The sequence below is a fragment of the Caballeronia udeis genome (assembly GCF_044909315.1).
In the GTDB taxonomy this organism is placed as follows: Bacteria; Pseudomonadota; Gammaproteobacteria; order Burkholderiales; family Burkholderiaceae; genus Caballeronia; species Caballeronia udeis_A.
This window is the reverse complement of the sequence record NZ_JBIYEB010000018.1, coordinates 179,316-198,117: the sequence shown is the minus strand read 5'-3', so window position 1 is coordinate 198,117 and position 18,802 is coordinate 179,316. Positions and strand designations below refer to the sequence as shown.

16 protein-coding genes and 2 pseudogenes are annotated in these 18,802 nt (G+C 60.3%); 10 read left to right on the top strand and 8 right to left on the bottom strand.

The window, feature by feature from the left end; genetic code table 11:
• Nucleotides 1-256 precede the first annotated feature (256 nt).
• Nucleotides 257-1,678, top strand: coding sequence for an NAD(P)-binding protein (locus ABH944_RS26920; protein WP_404610185.1), 1,422 nt, complete (start codon nt 257-259; stop codon nt 1,676-1,678).
• A gap of 224 nt (nt 1,679-1,902) precedes the next feature.
• On the opposite strand, the gene ABH944_RS26915 is transcribed toward ABH944_RS26920, so the two are convergent.
• From ABH944_RS26915 to ABH944_RS26905, 3 genes are all read right to left on the bottom strand, one after another.
• Complete coding sequence (locus tag ABH944_RS26915; RefSeq protein WP_404610186.1) at nt 1,903-2,529, bottom strand: tyrosine-type recombinase/integrase; 627 nt, start codon at nt 2,527-2,529, stop codon at nt 1,903-1,905.
• A gap of 175 nt (nt 2,530-2,704) precedes the next feature.
• The gene (locus tag ABH944_RS26910) at nt 2,705-2,998 is read right to left on the bottom strand and encodes a GNAT family N-acetyltransferase (protein WP_404610187.1); all 294 of its coding nucleotides are present in this window, start codon (nt 2,996-2,998) and stop codon (nt 2,705-2,707) included.
• Between the two features lie 278 nt (nt 2,999-3,276).
• The gene (locus tag ABH944_RS26905; RefSeq protein ID WP_404610333.1) at nt 3,277-4,167 is read right to left on the bottom strand and encodes a LysR family transcriptional regulator; all 891 of its coding nucleotides are present in this window, start codon (nt 4,165-4,167) and stop codon (nt 3,277-3,279) included.
• Between the two features lie 103 nt (nt 4,168-4,270).
• Here ABH944_RS26905 and ABH944_RS26900 point away from each other — a divergent pair, with 103 nt between their 5' ends.
• Nucleotides 4,271-5,065 carry an SDR family NAD(P)-dependent oxidoreductase gene (locus ABH944_RS26900; protein WP_031356643.1) on the top strand — a complete coding sequence of 265 codons (795 nt, stop codon included), beginning with the start codon at nt 4,271-4,273 and terminating at the stop codon, nt 5,063-5,065.
• Between the two features lie 554 nt (nt 5,066-5,619).
• Here the strand turns inward: ABH944_RS26900 and ABH944_RS26895 are convergent.
• Nucleotides 5,620-6,201, bottom strand: a complete 582-nt coding sequence (locus ABH944_RS26895; RefSeq protein ID WP_404610188.1) for a superoxide dismutase — start codon at nt 6,199-6,201, stop codon at nt 5,620-5,622.
• A 265-nt stretch (nt 6,202-6,466) separates the two neighbouring features.
• Complete coding sequence (gene xseA / locus ABH944_RS26890) at nt 6,467-7,855, bottom strand: exodeoxyribonuclease VII large subunit (RefSeq protein ID WP_404610189.1); 1,389 nt, start codon at nt 7,853-7,855, stop codon at nt 6,467-6,469.
• A gap of 713 nt (nt 7,856-8,568) precedes the next feature.
• On the opposite strand from xseA, the gene lpxK reads away from it, so the two are divergent.
• The 5 genes from lpxK to ABH944_RS26865 all read left to right on the top strand — a co-directional run bounded on the left by lpxK (nt 8,569) and on the right by ABH944_RS26865 (nt 12,601).
• The gene (lpxK, locus tag ABH944_RS26885) at nt 8,569-9,585 is read left to right on the top strand and encodes a tetraacyldisaccharide 4'-kinase (RefSeq protein WP_404610190.1); all 1,017 of its coding nucleotides are present in this window, start codon (nt 8,569-8,571) and stop codon (nt 9,583-9,585) included.
• Nucleotides 9,566-9,772 carry a Trm112 family protein gene (locus ABH944_RS26880; protein ID WP_062081740.1) on the top strand — a complete coding sequence of 69 codons (207 nt, stop codon included), beginning with the start codon at nt 9,566-9,568 and terminating at the stop codon, nt 9,770-9,772. Before lpxK ends, ABH944_RS26880 begins: the two co-directional genes overlap by 20 nt.
• Nucleotides 9,773-9,791: 19 nt before the next feature.
• Complete coding sequence (gene kdsB, locus ABH944_RS26875) at nt 9,792-10,601, top strand: 3-deoxy-manno-octulosonate cytidylyltransferase (protein WP_404610191.1); 810 nt, start codon at nt 9,792-9,794, stop codon at nt 10,599-10,601.
• 434 nt (nt 10,602-11,035) lie between these two features.
• Nucleotides 11,036-11,698 (top strand): adenylate kinase, encoded by a 663-nt coding sequence (gene adk, locus ABH944_RS26870; RefSeq protein WP_404610192.1) that lies wholly within the window; start codon nt 11,036-11,038, stop codon nt 11,696-11,698.
• Nucleotides 11,699-11,842: 144 nt separating this feature from the next.
• Nucleotides 11,843-12,601 carry a 3-hydroxyacyl-CoA dehydrogenase gene (locus ABH944_RS26865; RefSeq protein ID WP_404610193.1) on the top strand — a complete coding sequence of 253 codons (759 nt, stop codon included), beginning with the start codon at nt 11,843-11,845 and terminating at the stop codon, nt 12,599-12,601.
• 124 nt (nt 12,602-12,725) lie between these two features.
• On the opposite strand, the gene ABH944_RS26860 is transcribed toward ABH944_RS26865, so the two are convergent.
• Together ABH944_RS26860 and murJ are read right to left on the bottom strand one after the other, a co-directional pair.
• Nucleotides 12,726-13,571: a SirB1 family protein gene (locus ABH944_RS26860; protein WP_404610194.1), complete on the bottom strand. Its 846-nt coding sequence runs from the start codon at nt 13,569-13,571 to the stop codon at nt 12,726-12,728.
• Nucleotides 13,571-15,142 (bottom strand): annotated as a pseudogene (gene murJ / locus ABH944_RS26855) (murein biosynthesis integral membrane protein MurJ); the annotation flags it as partial. The gene ABH944_RS26860 and the pseudogene murJ, both read right to left, overlap by 1 nt.
• A gap of 499 nt (nt 15,143-15,641) precedes the next feature.
• On the opposite strand from murJ, the gene rpsT reads away from it, so the two are divergent.
• Nucleotides 15,642-15,917, top strand: coding sequence for a 30S ribosomal protein S20 (gene rpsT, locus ABH944_RS26850; RefSeq protein WP_031361387.1), 276 nt, complete (start codon nt 15,642-15,644; stop codon nt 15,915-15,917).
• A 210-nt stretch (nt 15,918-16,127) separates the two neighbouring features.
• Here rpsT and ABH944_RS26845 read toward each other — a convergent pair whose 3' ends face one another.
• Nucleotides 16,128-16,460 (bottom strand): DUF3579 domain-containing protein, encoded by a 333-nt coding sequence (locus tag ABH944_RS26845; protein WP_404610195.1) that lies wholly within the window; start codon nt 16,458-16,460, stop codon nt 16,128-16,130.
• A 671-nt stretch (nt 16,461-17,131) separates the two neighbouring features.
• Between ABH944_RS26845 and argF the strand changes: the two genes are divergently transcribed.
• Nucleotides 17,132-18,061: an ornithine carbamoyltransferase gene (argF, locus tag ABH944_RS26840; RefSeq protein ID WP_404610196.1), complete on the top strand. Its 930-nt coding sequence runs from the start codon at nt 17,132-17,134 to the stop codon at nt 18,059-18,061.
• Between the two features lie 78 nt (nt 18,062-18,139).
• Nucleotides 18,140-18,700, top strand: a pseudogene (locus tag ABH944_RS26835) (adenine nucleotide alpha hydrolase family protein); the annotation flags it as partial.
• Between the last annotated feature and the right edge of the window lie 102 nt (nt 18,701-18,802).

The window sequence follows — 18,802 nt, the reverse complement described above, 5'->3', positions numbered from 1 at the left end:
GTCGGCCCTTGCGATTCGAAATCTGCATCTCATCTTTAGACAAAGTAGTCCCCATCACTTATTTGGTGGGGACTACTTTGGACACTATCCAGCTGCCTGTACATGCGGCCTTCAGATGACGCTTACGTCTAGTCAGTCGTAGAATTTGATTCTGAGTACATTCCTGGCGACCAGGAGAGCACCGGTGGAGCGCCGTGAGCGTACGAGTCGCGGCGCGTCCGGTGTCAGGGCGCGGACTCAGTTAGAGGAGCGCGAAATGGCAATTGAAGAATACGAAACGGACTATCTCGTGGTCGGTGCCGGGGCCGCCGGGATGGCGTTTACCGACGCGTTGCTCACGCATTCCGACGCCACGGTCACCATAGTCGATCGCCGCCATGCTCCCGGCGGACACTGGATCGACGCCTATCCCTACGTTCGTCTCCATCAGCCGTCCGCCTTCTACGGGGTCAGCTCGGTGCCGCTCGGGCAGGACGCGCTAGACGTGGCCGGGACGAATGGCGGCTACTACGAACTCGCCGGGGCAGACGAGATCCGGGCCTACTTCGCGCAAGTCATGCATCGCCACTTTTTGCCCAGCGGGCGCGTCCACTACTTTCCGTGCAGCGATTACCTGGGGGGAAACCGCTTTGTGTCCCGGCTCGCGCAAGAGTCATGGAAAGTGCGTGTGCGGCGCAAGGTCGTCGACACCACGTATATCGAAGGCACCGTTCCCGCGACGAGCGCTCCCTCCTTCGAAGTAGCCGATGGCGTTCGCTGCGTGCCCGCAGGCGCGATCACGCGTATCACGGAGCGGCCTGAGCGCTTCGTCGTCATCGGTGCAGGCAAGACGGCCCTCGACACCTGTGTATGGCTGCTGGAACAGGCCGTGCCCGCTTCGTCCATCCGCTGGATCAAACCACGAGAGGCATGGTGGGTGAACCGCAGGTTCCAGCAGCCGCAAGCGCTGCTCCCAGACTCTTATCGCGGCATGGCGATCCAGCTCGAGGCGATGGCACGGGCGACTTCGATCCAGGATCTCTTTGCCCGCCTCGAATCGGAAGCGTTCTTCCTTCGCATCGATCCCGGCCTCGCTCCCACCATGTTTCGCGGTGCGGTGATCAGCGAGGCCGAGTTGGAGCTTCTGCGCCGGATCGAGGACGTCGTTCGCCTCGGCCACGTGCGCAGCATCGGGCGTGGAGAGATTGTCCTGGACGAGGGCCCCGTGTCTACGAGCGAGGGGACGGTGCATGTCCACTGCGCGTCGAGAGGGCTGCCGCGACCACCTCTGCGCCCGATCTTCGAGACTGGACGAGTGACCGTCCAGCCATTCCTCTGGGGATTCGTGTGTTACCAGTTCGCGATGCTGGGCGTGATCGAGGCCACTGTAGAGAGCGACGAGGAGAAGAACCATCTCTGCCCGCCCATCGCTTACTGGGACGCGAACACGGACTACTTGTCCGCGTTCCTTGCGACTCTTGCGAACGAACGGGCCCGGGCTGCCTACCCGGCACTTGCCAACTGGGCAAAGGAAACACGGCTCAATCCGTTCAGTGGGCTCGCGCACTACCGCGATGCCCCGAACGTCGTGGAAGCTCGTGAACGCATCAAGCGCTTCGGGGCGGCGGCAGTGGGCAATCTCGCGCAGCTCCTGAGGACGAGTGCCGCTCAGGCAGGGGGCATCAGAGACGCAAATTGAAACGTGGCTTGGATCGCTTCGGGCTGCTCAAGATCGATCGTGGCGTAACGGCGAAGAGCGGCGGCTGATCGGGTTGGCCGACGATGAGATTTGCGTCAATGCCATGTCTGCGTCCGGTAACTGAGCGGAGCCGACATCCAGATGGCCGACTTGCGACCTGCGCCAACGTCGCTTCTTGGCCGGACAGCGACCGATGCCGGATCGCTGTCCCGAGGTACCGCTGTTTAAACTTCGGTTTGTTCGGCCATCTCAAGCGCATCGTCGACCTCGATGCCAAGGTACCGCACTGTGCTTTCAAGTTTGGTGTGGCCAAGCAGCAGTTGAACGGCGCGGAGGTTCTTGGTGCGGCGGTAAATCAGTGACGCTTTCGTCCGGCGCATGGTGTGGGTGCCGTACGCGGTGTCGTCCAGCCCGATTGATGCGATCCACCGATGCACCACGCGTGCATACTGACGCGTCGAGATGTGCGGTGACGCGCGGAGTCGGCTTGGGAACAAAAAGTCACCCGACACCAGCGCTGCCGCGTTGATCCATGCCTCGACGCTGTCCCGGGTCTGGTCCGTAATCTCGAACTGAACCGGCCGTTGAGTTTTCTGCTGCATGATCGTCGCCCGGCTGGCGACGTGATGCCCGTGGCAAACATCGCAAACCCGCAGCCTCGTGAGATCGCATGCGCGCAGTTTGCTGTCGATCGCCAGATTGAACATTGCGAGGTCGCGAATCTTCGCTGAAAGCTGGAGCCGGATGCGAATGGCCCAGATTTCCTTGAGCTTGAGCGGAGGCTTCTGTCCCGTAAGCTTGCCCTTGTTCCAAGGTATCCTGACGACGGCTGTTTCATCAGTTGCGCTCATGACCATCTCCTTTCAAGTGAATGGAGAACTAGTCTGAGCTAGCCGTCAGCGGGCGCTGCCCGACCCTCAAGGGACCGTCGATTTTCGCGATAGCGGACGGTCGCGGGCAACCGCCCGGATCGTTGATCAAGCGCCAGAACCTCCGCTGTGGGATAGATGGGTCGTTCAGCCTTGATCAAGGAAAAAAGACGAACGTCGTGAAATGCGTCTTTCCAGTACCCCCCTGTCGCATGATGCCTTCCTCTATAAATCCCAAGCTGCGCAGAAGCCCTATAGACGCGTGGTTGTCGAGGTCGGTCGTTGCCTGAATTCGACTGATGTCCCAGCGATCGTAGGCATGGTCGACAATTGAGCTAAGAGCTTTGCGCATGAGACCTTGTCCCCCAAAGCGTCTTTCCAACTCGAAACCGATGCTAGCCGACCGGAAGGCCCCATTGATAGCGAGTCTGCAGGTGCCAATAAGGCACATCGTGCCGGCAAACGGCAGGCTTGCTCAATCATGAGTAACTCATCCTCCATCCTATCCAGAAGGAAGAACGTATGGCGTCTGGCTGTGCGACGAAACCTTCGGCAAGGATGGAATGTGAGGTGTTCGAGCAAGCGATACCAACCATGTTTCAGGGGACTGGACCGTGTTCGTGCTCTGCTGCTTGAGCTTTCATGGCTCGCGCGATCAATAGGAAGTCCACTTGACTGATCCGAAGGCCCCCTCCGCCATCGCTGACCATTTTTCCTAAGTTCGGGCGACTAAATACGCCGCGGTATAGCCTCTGCGAAAAAATCGGTGACTTGTCGCACACGCGCCGGTACAAACCGGCGTCTTGGCCAGATGAGGCTTATGTCTCTGGCGTCGCCTATAAATTCGTCGAGAACGGTGATGACGTCCGGATGTCGGAGATCATCGGCAAGAGAGATCTTCGCAAACAGGCCGATTCCCACACCGGCTAGAACACCAGCCCGGATCGTTTCGATACTGTTGGACGTGAGATTTCCGCGCACGGACACGCTAAATCGACCTTCTGGCCCTACAAAAGGCCAATGCGTTGACTCCGTCAAGCCGCGATATAAAAGGCAATTGTGATCAACGAGCTCGACAGGAGTCTTTGGCATTCCGCGTTGCTCGAAGTAGCGACGGGATCCGACGCAGACGAGAGGAGTGCTGGCCACGCGCCTGACGATCGCGTCAGGATCGTTCACGGGCCCCACTCGGATCGCCAGATCAATCCCATCTTCCACCATATCTCGCACGAAGTCCGAGAGAATGAGATCCACCTGAAGGCCAGGATTGAGTGATAGCAGATCGGGAATAAGCGGCAAAATATGAAGACGGCCAAAAGTACTTGATGCAGCAATCCTGATCAAACCCGAGACATTATGCGTACTGCTGGTCAGCTCGCTGTCGGCGTCATCCATCTCGTCAAGCAGCGGTTTTGCCCGATCGTAGTATCTCTGCCCCTGATCCGTCAGGGTTACGCGGCGCGTACTTCGGTTAAATAACACCACGCCGAGGCGCCTCTCGAGCGCGCCGATAGCCTTACTAATTGCCGACTGTGAATCGCCGGTTCGATGCGCGGCAGCTGTAAAACCGCCGGCTTCAACTACAGCTATGAAGGCGTTTAATTCGTGGAATCGATCCACTTCCATTCCCCCTAGGAATTAATATTATGGAAAATTAAGCTATTATCATTGGTTCCGACATCACTCACAATTCAGCTCTCTCCACAGCTGAAGGAATGGTGTCATGAATATTGATCTCACTGGCCGCAAGGCCGTCGTTACTGGGTCTACAGCAGGTATCGGCCGAGCCATTGCAGAAGGGCTGGGGCGCGCAGGCGCCGCGGTCGTGATCAACGGCCGCACAGAGAAGCGCGTCTCCACGGCGCTTCGGGAGCTTCGCGAACTCTTGCCAAAGGCGGAGTTTACCGGCGTCATCGCAGATCTTGCGACCCCGAAAGGCGCGGCGGACTTGTTTGCGCAGGCGCCGGATGCGGACATTCTCGTCAACAATGTGGGTACTGGGCGTCCGAAGTCCTTCTTCGAAATTGAGGACAGCGAGTGGATCGATCTCTTCGAACTTAACGTCATGAGCGGTATTCGCGCCTCCCGCCACTATGTGCCAAACATGACGAAGCGCGGCTGGGGGCGCGTCGTCTTCATCAGTAGCGAGTCCGCGCTTGCCATCCCCAAGGACATGATCGACTACGCCACGACCAAGACCGCTCAGCTCGCCATTGCGAGGGGCTTGGCCGAGGTGGTCGGCGGAACGGGGGTCACCGTTAATTCGGTTCTCCCTGGTCCGACGAATTCGGAGATCATGGGTGGTTGGGCGCAGGCGAACGCAGATGCGCAAGGCATTACGCGTGAGGAAGCCGAGCAGCAGTTCCTGAAAACGAATCGCCCGACCACGCTCCTCAATCGCTTCGCGACAACTGAAGAAGTCGCAAACCTAGTCGTCTATGTCTGCTCGGAGCAGGCGTCGGCGACAACTGGCACTTCATTGCGTGTCGACGGCGGTGTCGTTCGGACAATTGCATAGGGCGCCCGCTTGTTCACTCGCTCAACGCGGCCTCGGGAAGGGCCAAACCATCGGTTCCTTCCCGGAGTAGACGATTGCCCAAGTTGAATGTGCCTGCAATCGTACGAGTATTTCCACTCAAAAATAGCCGCCCAGAGCTGCCTTAATCGCGCCGACCGGTTGGTCTATGGTGACACGATTGTCGACGATCCTCGCCTTAGGGTCGATGGTCCGCTCCTGGCCGAAATCGGGCGCCCGCATAACTCGACCGATCGTTGATCGCCATAGATATCCGAAAGGCATAAACCGGCCGCGTATGGACTGATCGCGTTCGTGCTTTCGTTCGCAGTTGCAGGCAAGGCACGCCAAGAAACGACCGCCCGAATCAGCCGGGGTACGTGGCACCATTGGGCGCAAGTGCTGTCATTGTTCGAGACGCGCTGGAAGCGCCGTTTGATTGAATCAAGCTGTCCCATGCTGCAAAGCAGAAAGCCCTCAAGAGAGGGCTTTCACTTTTACTACCGGCTCCAAACTTTATTGCACTTTCCAAACTATTTTGTCACGCTACAGAAACCTCAAGCGCCGAAGTTCTTCGACGCAAAGTCCCAGTTCGCAATGTTCCAGAACGCTTCGATGAACTTCGGACGCGCATTGCGATAGTCGATGTAATAGGCGTGTTCCCATACGTCGATGGTCAGCAGCGCCTTCGCGTCGGTAGTCAGCGGGGTCGCTGCATTGCTCGTTGACACGATGTCGAGCGAACCGTCCGTCTTCTTCACGAGCCACGTCCAGCCCGAACCGAACGTGCCGGTTGCGACCTTTGCGAACTCTTCCTTGAACTTGTCGAAGGAGCCGTACTTGGCGTTGATTGCGTCGCCGAGTGCGCCGGCCGGAGCACCGCCACCCTTGGGCGACAGGCTGTTCCAGAAGAACGTGTGGTTCCAGACCTGGGCTGCGTTGTTGAACACGCCACCCGACGCCTTCTTGACGATCTCTTCGAGCGACAGGTTTTCGAATTCGGTACCCGGAATCAGCTTGTTCAGGTTCGTCACATAGGTTTGATGATGCTTGCCATAGTGATACTCAAGCGTTTCTTCCGACATGTTCGGAGCGAGCGCGTTCTTGTCGAACGGCAACGGCGGGAGGGTATGTTCCATGGTGCGAGCTTCCTTCTATGATGATTTTGGGGGACGTGAGGAGTGAAGCAATGGAGCACTCGATTGTAGGCGAGTTGGGATAACCCCGCAAATTGCGGGTTTTTATGAGCAGTATCGATTACGAAGCTTTAACAGCGGCGTAAAAAATGCTCGAACGTTCCTTCTAAGCCGTCAAAAATACGGGCTTTCAAGCACCCGTGCGAGTCTTGTAAAAACCTTTGCGTGCATTGTATGAAAGCAGCACCGGTGCACACCGCCGCCGGCATCAGAATTCATCGGAGAGGCGGGGCTGGATATCGGCCAGCAAGATATCCGCCGATCCTTCCGCCAGATGCACGGTCAACGGCCGTTTTGGCTTCAACGCGTTCGGCGCGCGCACGGCGCGTCCGGATTGCGTATCGATCAAAGCCGCGTAGCCGCGCTCGAGCGTGCGTTGCGGGCTCAACACCTGCAACCTCGCCGATAACTCCGACACCCGGGCCTCTGCCCGTTCATGCCGGCGCCCTTGCGAAACACTCAGGCGTTGTGCAAGACGCATCAGATGTTCCCGCTCGGCGGCAAGATCCGGACGCCAGCGCTGCCAGCGCATTTGCACAAGCGCAAAACGCGCACGGGCGTCGCGGACCGGACGCGCGCCGGCCGTCGCCAGACGCGCCGCCAGTTGCCGCAAGTGCATGCGCTGACGTTCCAGCCGCTCGGCCGGGCTGACCAGCCGGCGCGCCAGCCAGTCGAGTTGCTGCGCGCGCCGTTCCATCATCCGGCCAAAGCCGCGCGCCAGCGTCGCATGCCGGTGATCGAGATCGCGCAGCAGTAACGCACGCTGCGGACTGACAAGTTCGGCGGCGGCGGTCGGCGTGGGCGCGCGGACATCGGCGGCGAAGTCGGCGATGGTGAAATCCGTCTCGTGACCTACGCCGCTGACAACCGGCATCGCACTTTCGGCGATCGCGCGGGCAAGCACTTCCTCGTTGAACGCCCACAGATCTTCAATCGAACCGCCTCCGCGGCACACGATCAGCACATCGACCTCGCGGCGCGCGCTGGCTTCATCGACCATTGCAGCGAGCTTCGCGGCCACGCCCGCGCCCTGCACCGGTGCCGGATACACGATCACCGGCACGTGCGGCGCGCGCCGCGAGAGCGTGGTCAGCACGTCGCGCAACGCCGCCGCCTGCAACGACGTCACAATGCCGATAGCGCGCGGATGCTGCGGCAACGCGCGCTTGCGCTCAGCGGCGAACAGCCCTTCGGCTTCGAGTTTCGCCTTCAGCTTCAGGAAGGCTTCGTATAACCGTCCCTGGCCCGTGCGGCGCACCGCTTCCACCCCGAGTTGCAACTCGCCACGCGGTTCGTACATCGTCACAAGCCCGCGGACCTCGATCCGGTCCCCCTCTCGCGGCGTGAACTCGGCGTACTGTGCCCGGCCGCGGAACATCACGCAGCGCATCTGCGCCTGCGCGTCCTTGATCGAAAAATACCAGTGACCGCTCGCCGCTTTCGTAAAATTCGATACTTCACCCGATACCCAGACCAGCGGAAACGAGCGCTCGAGCATCGACCCGATCGCCCGGTTGAGCGCCGAAACGGGGATAACGGCATCGGCGCCGCCGGATAAACCGGATGAACCGGATGAAGCGAAAGGATCGGAGCTCATCGAAGAAAAGGGTGACGGGTTGAGGTGAAAAACAAGCTTGGAAATACGCGGGCCTGAAGCCAGACCAAAGGGGTATCCGGGCAACGCTGCACGGCCAGTGAACAAGGCATGGACGATAGACCAATCAGCGTCCGAAGTGAAGCAAGTGTCCACAAAGCACAAGTTACCGGAAACTAACGAAAACGCTCATGAAGTCCTAATGCGCGCGTTCTAAGTCATTGTTTTTATTATGTTTTATGTCCAAAAATATTTCAAAGACCGATGCAAGTCTTTCCTGAAGCCGATTTCAGGCCGCGGCGGCCCAACTTGTTCACAGAGTTATCCACAGGCGCTTTGTGTGCAAAATGGAGCATCGAATCTACCCGTTTATCTGCCCGATTTTCTGCCCGCGTTTCTACCCATTTGTCCAACCGTTTTCGGACGGCGTTCGAGGGTGTTTCGACACCAGACGGCGAAATCCGATTTGCCCTTCGACTGGCGCCTGCGGCAACGCCGCGCTAGAGTGCCGGGTTCGAGGGCCGGCGCGACAATTGCCTGCGTCGTCCAGCGGCCGCTTACCCTCTGCTTACCATTCGCTCATTTTCGGAGATCCGCCCCGATGCAAAGGTGCCGGCCGTTATCACGAACATTGCCCTTCTCCTCGCCGCTACACCGCCCTGCGTCGCTGCCGTCCCAAGCGCGTGCATCGTTCGCTCCTGACCACAAGGCGCGCCATGTCTGACTTCAAGCCGCCGATCGAAAATTTCCTCGCCCGCGAGTGGCGCAAGCGCGGCTGGGTCGCGTGGTCGCTGACGCCGTTCGCCTGCGTGTTCGGCCTGGTCGCGGCCATTCGCCGCGCGTTCTTCGCGCTCGGCTGGATCAAGCAGGTGAACGTGGGCGTACCGGTTGTAGTGGTCGGCAATGTGACCGTGGGTGGCACCGGCAAGACGCCGACGGTCATCGCCCTCGTCGAAGCACTGCGCGCCGCCGGCTTCCAGCCGGGCGTCGTCTCACGCGGTTATGGCGCGAAGATCCACGAGGCCACGCGGGTGACGCCCGACAGCCAGCCCTCGGATGTCGGCGATGAACCCCTGCTGATCGCCCGCCGCACGCACGCGCCGGTGATGGTGTCGCCCGATCGCGTCGCGGCGGCGCAGGCGTTGCTGAAGGCGCATCCGTCGGTAGATGTGATCGTGAGTGACGACGGCCTGCAGCATTACCGCCTCGCGCGGGCGTTTGAACTCGTGGTCTTCGACGACCGCCTCGGCGGCAACGGTTTCCTGTTGCCGGCGGGACCGCTGCGGGAATCGATGTCGCGCCACCGCGACGCCACGCTGATCAACAGCCCCTATGACCGCGCGTTGCCGCCGTGGCCAAACACGTTTTCGCTGGATCTGGCCACCGGCGACGCCTGGCTTCTCGACGACCCCGCCGTGCGCCGACCGCTCAGCGCGTTCAAGGGCGAACGGATCGCGGCGGCAGCGGGTATCGGCTCGCCGGAACGGTTCTTCGCGTCGCTGCGTGCCGCCGGACTCGTGCCGGCCACGCGCGCGTTCCCGGACCACTACGATTATCGCGACAATCCGTTCTCCGGCATCGACGCCGATTCGATCCTGATCACCGAGAAGGATGCAGTAAAATTCGGGGCCTGGCGTGATGCGCGCATCTGGGTGGTTCCAGTCGAAGCCGTGCTCAGCCCCCGCCTCATCGCATTAGTTGTGGAGAAACTCCGTGGACGCACGCCTGCTTGAAATCCTTGTCTGCCCTATTTGCAAGACCCAGCTTACGTATGACCGCGCGGCGCAGGAACTCATCTGCAACGTCGACAAACTCGCTTACCCCATCCGCGACGGCATTCCCATCATGCTGCCGGACGAAGCCCGCCAGACCGTGGAAGGCACGCCCGTCGAACCGCTGAAACCTGCCGACGGGAACTGAGGCTTTAAATCGAGATTTTATGAACGCACACGTTCCGGTCGCGCCGCCCTTCATCGCCGTTGTGCCCGCACGGCTCGCGTCCACCCGCCTGCCGGACAAGCCGCTGGCGGATATCGCCGGCAAGCCGATGGTTGTGCGCGTCGCCGAACGCGCTCGTCTGTCGGGCGCGCTGCAGGTGGTGATTGCGACCGATTCGCCGCGTGTGGTCGAAGTCGCGAGGGAACATGGTTTCGAGGCGCTGCTCACCCGCGCCGATCATCCGAACGGCACGGACCGGCTCGCCGAAGTCGCGACGCATTTCGGCTGGAGCGACGACACCATCGTGGTCAACGTGCAGGGCGACGAGCCTTTGATCGACCCGGCGCTCGTGCGCAACGTGGCGGTGCATCTTGCGGCGAATCCGTCGTGTGCGATCGCGACCGCGGCGCATCCCATCCATGATCCCGCCGATGTCTTCAACCCGAACGTGGTGAAAGTCGTGCTGGATTCGAAGAGCGTCGCGCTGTATTTTTCGCGCGCGCCAATTCCATGGTCGCGTGACGCGTGGCAGAAGGACTGGCCCGATGTCGCCGCGCTCGGCGCACGCCTGCCCGTTCCCGCCAATGTGCTTCGCCATATCGGCTTGTATGCGTATCGCGCGAAGTTCCTGCGGGTTTATCCCACGCTGTCCGTCGCGCCGATCGAAGAAGCCGAGGCGCTCGAGCAACTGCGCGCGCTCTGGCACGGCGAGCGCATCGCAGTGCTGAAGACGAACGACGCGCCGCCGCCCGGTGTCGATACCCCCGCCGATCTGGCCCGCGTCCGCGCGCTGTTCGGCACGTCGGTCTAACAGGGCGGGAAGCGTCCGGCCGCCGCGTTTGGCGGTGCGGCGCTCTGCGTCCGGTCGCCGCTTTTTCCCCACCGTTTCCATCGCAGCCCGGCTGGTTCGCCTGCCGGGATATCACACGGTTTTCACCGCGTCCTAGCGCGGCATCCCCCTTCCGATCAACTCGCGTTAACCCCCGCTGCGCGCGACTTTCCGGGCTTTTGAGCCGCGGATTCGAGTCGCCATTGTGACGATGCGTGGCATAATCGATCGGTAGCGCGAGCCTTCCGGTCAGCGCCAACGCTCCTGAGCGCCCGTGTCGACTGGTGCCGCGCCGTCTCCTGAATTCGGCTCGTCGCGCCTCGTTTGCGGCTTCAACCGAGCGATGTGCCACAGCGACCGGATGCAAGAATAAGCCTCGCAGCGCAGCGGTTTCTATTCGATTCGGAGATATCACCATGCGTTTGATCCTGTTGGGCGCCCCCGGCGCCGGCAAGGGCACCCAGGCCACCTTCATCAAGGAAAAGTTCGGCATCCCGCAGATCTCGACGGGCGACATGCTGCGCGCCGCCGTGAAAGCGGGCTCGCCGCTCGGCGTGGAAGCCAAGCGCTTCATGGACGCCGGAGAACTCGTGCCGGACACGCTCATCATCAACCTCGTGAAAGAACGCCTGCAGGAAGCGGACTGCGCGAACGGCTATCTCTTCGACGGTTTCCCGCGCACGCTTCCGCAAGCCGACGCCATGAAACAGGCCGGTGTTGCTATCGACTACGTGCTTGAGATCGACGTGCCGTTCGAGGACATCATCGAGCGCATGAGCGGGCGTCGCTCGCATGCGGCCTCGGGCCGGACCTATCACATCAAGTTCAATCCGCCGAAAGTGGAAGGGCACGACGACATCACCGGCGAGCCGCTGATCCAGCGCGACGACGACAAGGAAGAGACCGTGAAGAAGCGGCTCGACGTATACGTCGCGCAGACCAAGCCGTTGATCGAGTACTACAACACGTGGTCGAAACATGGCGACAACAACGGCCTGAAGGCGCCGGAGTATCGGCGGATCTCGGGTCTTGGCACCGTCGATGAAATCCGCACGCGCGTATTCGATGCATTGACCTGATCGTTCTGAGCGCTCACATCCGGGCGCTCGGGGCACGCCTTCTGAAACCCGCTCGCGCTCCATCGGCCGAGCGGGTTTTTCGTTCTGGGCGATCCCCGGGACGAAACACGTTCTACGTATAACCCTCATCAAGGAGCACACAGCATGGACATCCAGGACAACGTCTTTCTCGTCACGGGCGGCGCATCGGGCCTCGGCGCGGCGACCGCGCAGCTTATCCGCGACCACGGTGGTAAGGTCGTACTAGCCGACATGAACGAAGCCGCCGGCGAGAAGCTCGCGAAAGAACTCGGCGGTGTGTTCGTGAAATGCGACGTAAGCCGCGAGGAAGACGGCCAGCGCGCCGTGGAAGCCGCCACCCAACTCGGAAGCTTGCGCGGGCTCGTCAACTGCGCGGGAATTGCGCCGGCCGCGAAGACGGTGGGCAAGGATGGCCCGCATGCGCTCGATCTGTTCGCCAAGACTATCGGCGTGAACCTGATCGGCACGTTCAACATGATCCGGCTGGCAGCGGCTGCCATGTCGAAGAACGAACCGAATGCTGCGGGCGAACGGGGCGTGATCGTGAGCACGGCATCGGTGGCGGCTTACGATGGCCAGATCGGCCAGGCGGCTTACGCCGCATCGAAAGGCGGCGTGGTGGGCATGACGCTGCCGATCGCGCGTGACCTGTCGCGCAACGGCATTCGTGTGATGACGATTGCTCCGGGCATCTTCGAAACGCCGATGCTGCTCGGCATGCCGCAGGAAGTGCAGGACGCGCTCGGCGCGATGGTGCCGTTTCCCTCGCGTCTTGGCAAACCGAACGAGTACGCGATGCTGGTCAAGCAGATCTTCGACAACCCCATGCTCAACGGCGAAGTCATCCGCCTGGACGGCGCGATCCGGATGCAGCCGAAGTAAATTGTCGGCTCGGCGGGGCTGGTAGCGGCCAGTTCATGGCCTCATGCACGAAGAAAAACGGCGGCCATCGCAATGATGGGCCGCCGTTTTTTAATGGGGTTTGAAACGTGAGCCTGGAAACAACCTACTCGCCGTTGTGTTGCATACGCTGACGCAACTCATGCAACTCCGTCTCCACGACGGTTGCGTCTTCGGCTTCTGGCCGGTCGTCGAGGTACCGGCGCAGGTCTTCCATTGCCGGGCGCAGGTAATCCAGGCGGGCGTAGGCGAAGCCACGATCACGCACTTCTTCAATACTTCCCGGCATCAGGATCACCAACCGTTGCTGCACGGCAAGCAGCCGCTGCCAGCGTTCCGTCTGCAAATAAATGCTTTTCAGGTTACGCAGCATTCGTCCGACGATTTCCCGCCGCGTGGCCGGCTGCAGCAAGATGCGCAGCGCGCTGCCAATGGACTCGCCCACTCGCTGCACATACGGCTCGAGCATCTCGACCATGGCCGACTCGGACAGGGATTGACCGGTAGTCGGATCGAGCATCACGTCGCCGTCGGGGGTGGTCACGCGCAGCAGGAAGTGCGCCGGAAACGACACGCCACGCACCGGAATACCCAGTTGCTCGCTCATCTCCAGATACACGACGGCCAGCGAAATCGGAATCCCGCGACGCCGCTTGAGCACCATGTTCAGGTGGCTGTTATCGGGATCGTAGTAGTCGTTAAGATTGCTGGTGAAACCCAGTTCGCGGAAGAAAAAACGATTCAGCACGCCGATTTTTTGCTTGATGTCGGCGTCCTCGGGCATACGGCGGCGCACGCGCAAAACCAGCTCGTCGATCTCAGCCAGCACACCCTGCAAATCGAGATCCGGATACGCGTCCTGGGCAAGCGACAACGCCGCCTCGGTGAGCGGAAGACTGTCGTCCTCGGCCACAAGCGAGGTGAAATAGTCGAGGATGCGCGTCGTCGTCATCACAGAGTTCGCCTTCTGAAATACGCGTATTTAAAGCCCATCGCGGAGAGCATACCGAAATATAGCGCACCGAATACGACCAGGCTTGCACCGAGAAGCATGATTCGCTCCAGAGGTGCGGCACGCATGCCGATCCAGTCGAAATTGCCGGCGACCCAATGCATCACGCCCGCGAGCACGAGGCACGCGCCGACGAGTTGCGCGAAGAAGCGCATCCATCCTGGCGAGGGTTGGTAAATTCCGCGCTTCCTCAAGCCGATGAACAATAGCGTTGCATTCACGCAGGCGCCCAGCCCGATCGACAGTGTCAATCCGGCATGCGCGAAGATCGGTACGAAAATCAGGTTGCTGATCTGAATGGCGATCAACACGATGATGCCGATGATCACCGGCGTCTTGATGTCCTGCTTCGCGTAAAAGCCGGGCGTAAGGATCTTGATCAGGATCAGTCCGACCAGCCCGACGCCGTACGCCGACAACGCCCGGCCGACCATGACGACGGAATGCGCATCGAATTTGCCGTAGTGGAACAGCGTGGCCGTCAGCGGTTCGGCGAAGAAAAACAGCGCACATCCGCTTGGCGCGGCCATCAGGAACGTGATGCGCAGACCCCAGTCGAGCAACGCCGAATATTCGACAGGATCGGCGTCCACATGCGCCTTCGAGAGGCTTGGCAACAGGATGGTGCCCAGCGCCGCGCCGAGCAGCGCCGTGGGGAACTCCATCAGGCGATCCGAGTAATTGATCCACGACACAGCGCCCGGACCGAGCCGCGACGCAATGTTCGTATTGATGATCAGGCTCAGCTGGGCGACCGACACGCCGAACGTCATGGGGACCATCTTGATCAGCACGCGCTTGACGCCCGGATGCCGCAACGCCCGAAAGAAATTCAGGCCGATGCGCGGGATCATGTCGATCTTCTTGAGGCCGGGCAACTGCACGAGAAACTGCAGGATCCCACCGACGATCACCGCATAGGCGAGCGCGTAGACCGGCACTTTCAGATGTGGCGCGAGGAAGACGGCGGCCCCGATGAACGACACGTTGAGCAGCACGGGCGCGAACGCGGGCAGGGAGAACTGCCGGTAGGTGTTGAGCACCCCCGACGCCAGCGATGTCAGCGAGATGAAGATGATGTACGGGAACATGATCTGGGTCATGGTCACCGCGAGGCCGAACGCGTGACCGTCGTGCTCCAGTCCCGAGGCGACGGCGAACACGACCCAGGACGCACCCGCCACGCCTACCAGCGACACGACTGCAAGCGCCCAGGCGAGCACGGTCGACATGGCGTCGACGAGGGCCTTGGTGGCGTCGTGGCCTTCCGTGTTCTTGAACTCGGCGAGGATAGGCACGAACGCCTGCGAGAACGCTCCTTCAGCGGACAAGCGCCGCAACAGGTTGGGTATGCGGAAGGCGACGTAGAACGCGTCGGTGAATTGACTGGCGCCGAAGGCTCGCGCGATCAGCGTTTCGCGGACCAGGCCGGTCACGCGGGAAAGCAGCGTGAAGCCGCTGACCGTCAGTAGGGCTCGGAATAGATTCATGGGGCGCTTATTATACGGGCCGCATTATGAACGCGAGACGTTGCAACCATTGGCGATTCGTTAGAATTTGCAACTTCGGTCGCGTGCAGGCGGTTGTGCGCGTACTTGCCTATACCTGCCAATACGTCCCAATACGTCCCAATACGTCCCGATACGTCCCGATACCCGCGGATACCGGTTACGGTTCGTCGGGTCGATTTCCAGCGACACCCGGCAAAAACCGGCCGCGCTTGCCAGTCCCATGATTTCGTTGCTATAATCGCCGGTTTCGAAGCTCCTGAATCCGCTTTCGGCACTTTTACGCACGTTATAAAAGCGCCTGCAAGCACGGCGGCTTCACGTCTTCTTTCGACGTTTTTGCGCTTTCGGGCAATCGATCCCGAGAGTTTGATCATAAACAGCGCATCGGATTGACCTCGTTTTATCTTGTGTGGAGTCGGGCCAGCTTCGAGCTGAATCCCATCCAGAAGCAGAACGGGAAGCGCTGAAACACATAGCTGGAACAGGATAAGGAACCGTCATGGCAAATACCGCACAAGCCCGCAAGCGCGCCCGTCAAGGCGCCAAGGCAAACTCGCACAACTCGGCGCTGCGCTCGAAATTCCGCACCGCCATCAAGGCCGTTCGCAAGGCGATCGACGCCGGCGACCAAGCCAAGGCTGCAGAAATCTACAAGACGTCGGTCAAGACCATCGACATCATTGCGGACAAGCGCATCGTCCACAAGAACAAGGCTGCTCGCCATAAGAGCCGTCTGTCGGCTGCTATCAAAGGTCTGCAAGCACCTGCTGCTTAAGGATTCTGGTTGTCGCCCTTTTGCGTGTCTTTAGTTTGACGGGCCGTGACAGGCTGCAGCTTTGCTTTTGTTTCGATTTGTCCTGACGCTTAAAACAGCAAACGGCAACAAAAGACAGCAACAAAAAAACCCGCTAATGGCGGGTTTTTTGTCGTGTGCTTCAAAAAGAGGCCTTCTCAAAGACCCCTCCCGCTCAGTTAGCCAGCGCGGTCAGCCATGGTGTTGCTGCGTAGCGTGATGCGGCGGCAATTCGCACGCCTCCGTCACAAGCAGGTCATTGTCTTTGGCGAAGTTCATCACGAAATCGAAAGCCATCGGCTCAATGTCGCGCAAGCGGGAATCAAGGATCACCGTCTTCACGTTGCCGAGCAAGGTCGGGCGTACATAGATGGAATACTGCAGCCGGGCATTCGGACCGCGCTTGCCCGGGCCGAACCCGGACATCACACCGCAAAGCCGTTCCGACCAGTCGCTTGGCCGAAAAGTCTTGCCGTTCGACGTAATGCCCTGAATGAAGTATTCGGTTGGAATTGTTTCGGCCATGTAGGAATACCTGTTTGACGACCGGCAGAGAACGCCGGCGAACGCGCATGCATGGTTGGCAAGGTGAACCGGAAAGTCATCGGCTGCAACCTCCGGCGCTGAATTCCGCCTCGTCCGGCAGCGTCGCGGCCGGTAAGATCCAGCCTATTTCTTCGACCTGCATCCACCCGCTCATCGACCACTCATTGACCGAACTACGACGTCGCCCGAGTCGCCTTGGGGACGGCAATCGACTCTTGATGACTCCCGTACGCGACTGCCAGGCAAGCACGCAGGTGCATGCGAGACGCGCTCGTGTGGCCGCGAACTGGCTGACTCCCTGCTCTGACTCTCCCCGCTCTGACCGCGCAACACTGCGCTCAATCTGTGGGTTGAGTTTGCGGATTGACTCCGCAGGTTGAGTCCGCTTAAGCCCGTGAGTGGATCTGCTTCGTAAGCAGTCGAAAAGCGCCAGGACCGCCGGAGAACCCTCGCAGATTATACAGCAGAGGCCCTTTTTCCGCACTGCACACAAAGCCTCTAAACCGCTCCAGACGGCGCGTGGCGGAGCGTATCGGCTATTTGGCGACCTCGTCAAACGCCGGAAATTCCTTTATGCTGAAATTCGATACCACCACCACGGCGGCGCCGTCCGGCGAATTTGCCGGCTGAAGCCGCCGTACGCATTTTTCATGACCGAAAAAAAAATTCGCCATTATTTGCAGTTCAAGGATTTCTCTCTCGACGACTATGACTACGTGCTCGAACGCGCGCGTATTCTGAAGCGCAAGTTCAAGAGCTACGAGACCTACCATCCGCTGCACGACCGCACGCTGGCGATGATCTTCGAGAAGAATTCAACGCGTACGCGGCTCTCGTTCGAAGCGGGTATCTTCCAGCTTGGCGGCCACGCCGTGTTTCTCAGCACGCGCGACACCCAGCTCGGCCGCGGCGAACCGATCGAGGACGCGGCGCAAGTGGTGTCGCGCATGGTCGACATCATCATGATCCGCACGTTCGGACAGCACATCATCCAGCGTTTCGCGGACAACTCTCGCGTGCCCGTGATCAACGGTCTGACGAACGAATATCACCCGTGCCAGGTGCTGGCCGACGTCTTCACCTACTACGAACTGCGCGGACCGATCGCCGGAAAGACCGTGGCCTGGGTCGGCGACGCGAACAACATGCTGTACACGTGGATCGAAGCCGCGCAGATTCTCGGCTTCAAGTTGCGCCTGTCCACGCCGCCCGGCTACACGCTCGACCATTCACTGGTTTCTCCCGACAGCGCGCCGTTCTACGAAGAATTCGCCGATCCGAACGACGCCTGCACCGGCGCTGACCTCGTCACCACGGACGTCTGGACCAGCATGGGCTTCGAAGCCGAGAACGAAGTGCGCAAGAAGGCCTTCGCGGACTGGTGCGTCGACTCGGACATGATGGCGCGCGCTCATCCGGACGCTCTCTTCATGCACTGCCTGCCGGCGCATCGCGGCGAGGAAGTGAGCGCGGACGTGATCGACGGTCCGCAGAGCGTCGTCTGGGACGAAGCCGAAAACAGGCTGCACGTCCAGAAGGCGTTGATGGAATACCTGCTGCTCGGCAAACTCAATCATTGAGTGACTTTTGAGTGGCTAGGCTGACCGGCGCAATCCCAGCTGATTGCGGCGTTTAGCCAAGCGTGCGGCGTTTCCATCGAAATGCCGCATATCGAATACGAGAAGGGCGATCCGGTTGCACTGAACGGCAAGCGTTTGTCGCCGACGGACATGCTGACGGCATTGAACGCGATTGGCGGCAAGCACGGCATTGGCCGGCTGGATCTCGTCGAGAACCGCTATGTCGGCATGAAGTCGCGCGGTTGTTATGAAACGCCGGGCGGGACGATCATGCTCAAGGCACATCGCGGGATTGAGTCGATCACGCTGGATCGCGAAGTGGCGCAGTTGAAGGACGATCTAATGCCGCGTTACGCCGCGTTGATTTACAACGGCTACTGGCGCAGCCCGGAGCGGCGCGCGCTGCAGGTGATCGACCACACGCAGGACAAAGTCAACGGCTGGACGCGCGTGAAGCTTTACAAGGGCAGCGTGAGGGCGGTTGCGCGTGATTCGAAGGAAACGCTGTTCGACAAGAACATCGCAACGTTCGATGACGACGGTGGTGCGTACGATCAAGCCGACGCCGGCGGGTTCATCAAGCTGAACGCCCTGCGCATGCGGATTGCGGAGAGTGCACGTCGCAAGCGTAGCGGTTGAGTCAGCCCGGCTTTGTTGAAGTTGCGAAGTTGAAGTGAAAAACCCGCCTGCGACGGGTTTTTTGCTGGCGGAGCAATGTCGGCTGCATCCCGTGCAGCTTCA

Coding starts and splice junctions, on each gene's coding strand:
- ABH944_RS26920 (WP_404610185.1), top strand. CDS start 257: ATGGCAATTGAAGAATACGAAACGGACTATCTCGTGGTCGGTGCCGGG.
- ABH944_RS26910 (WP_404610187.1), bottom strand. CDS start 2,998: ATGTGCCTTATTGGCACCTGCAGACTCGCTATCAATGGGGCCTTCCGG.
- ABH944_RS26900 (WP_031356643.1), top strand. CDS start 4,271: ATGAATATTGATCTCACTGGCCGCAAGGCCGTCGTTACTGGGTCTACA.
- ABH944_RS26860 (WP_404610194.1), bottom strand. CDS start 13,571: ATGACGACGACGCGCATCCTCGACTATTTCACCTCGCTTGTGGCCGAG.
- kdsB (WP_404610191.1), top strand. CDS start 9,792: ATGAACGCACACGTTCCGGTCGCGCCGCCCTTCATCGCCGTTGTGCCC.
- ABH944_RS26865 (WP_404610193.1), top strand. CDS start 11,843: ATGGACATCCAGGACAACGTCTTTCTCGTCACGGGCGGCGCATCGGGC.
- lpxK (WP_404610190.1), top strand. CDS start 8,569: ATGTCTGACTTCAAGCCGCCGATCGAAAATTTCCTCGCCCGCGAGTGG.
- ABH944_RS26895 (WP_404610188.1), bottom strand. CDS start 6,201: ATGGAACATACCCTCCCGCCGTTGCCGTTCGACAAGAACGCGCTCGCT.
- ABH944_RS26845 (WP_404610195.1), bottom strand. CDS start 16,460: ATGGCCGAAACAATTCCAACCGAATACTTCATTCAGGGCATTACGTCG.
- argF (WP_404610196.1), top strand. CDS start 17,132: ATGACCGAAAAAAAAATTCGCCATTATTTGCAGTTCAAGGATTTCTCT.
- rpsT (WP_031361387.1), top strand. CDS start 15,642: ATGGCAAATACCGCACAAGCCCGCAAGCGCGCCCGTCAAGGCGCCAAG.
- ABH944_RS26915 (WP_404610186.1), bottom strand. CDS start 2,529: ATGAGCGCAACTGATGAAACAGCCGTCGTCAGGATACCTTGGAACAAG.
- xseA (WP_404610189.1), bottom strand. CDS start 7,855: ATGAGCTCCGATCCTTTCGCTTCATCCGGTTCATCCGGTTTATCCGGC.
- adk (WP_404610192.1), top strand. CDS start 11,036: ATGCGTTTGATCCTGTTGGGCGCCCCCGGCGCCGGCAAGGGCACCCAG.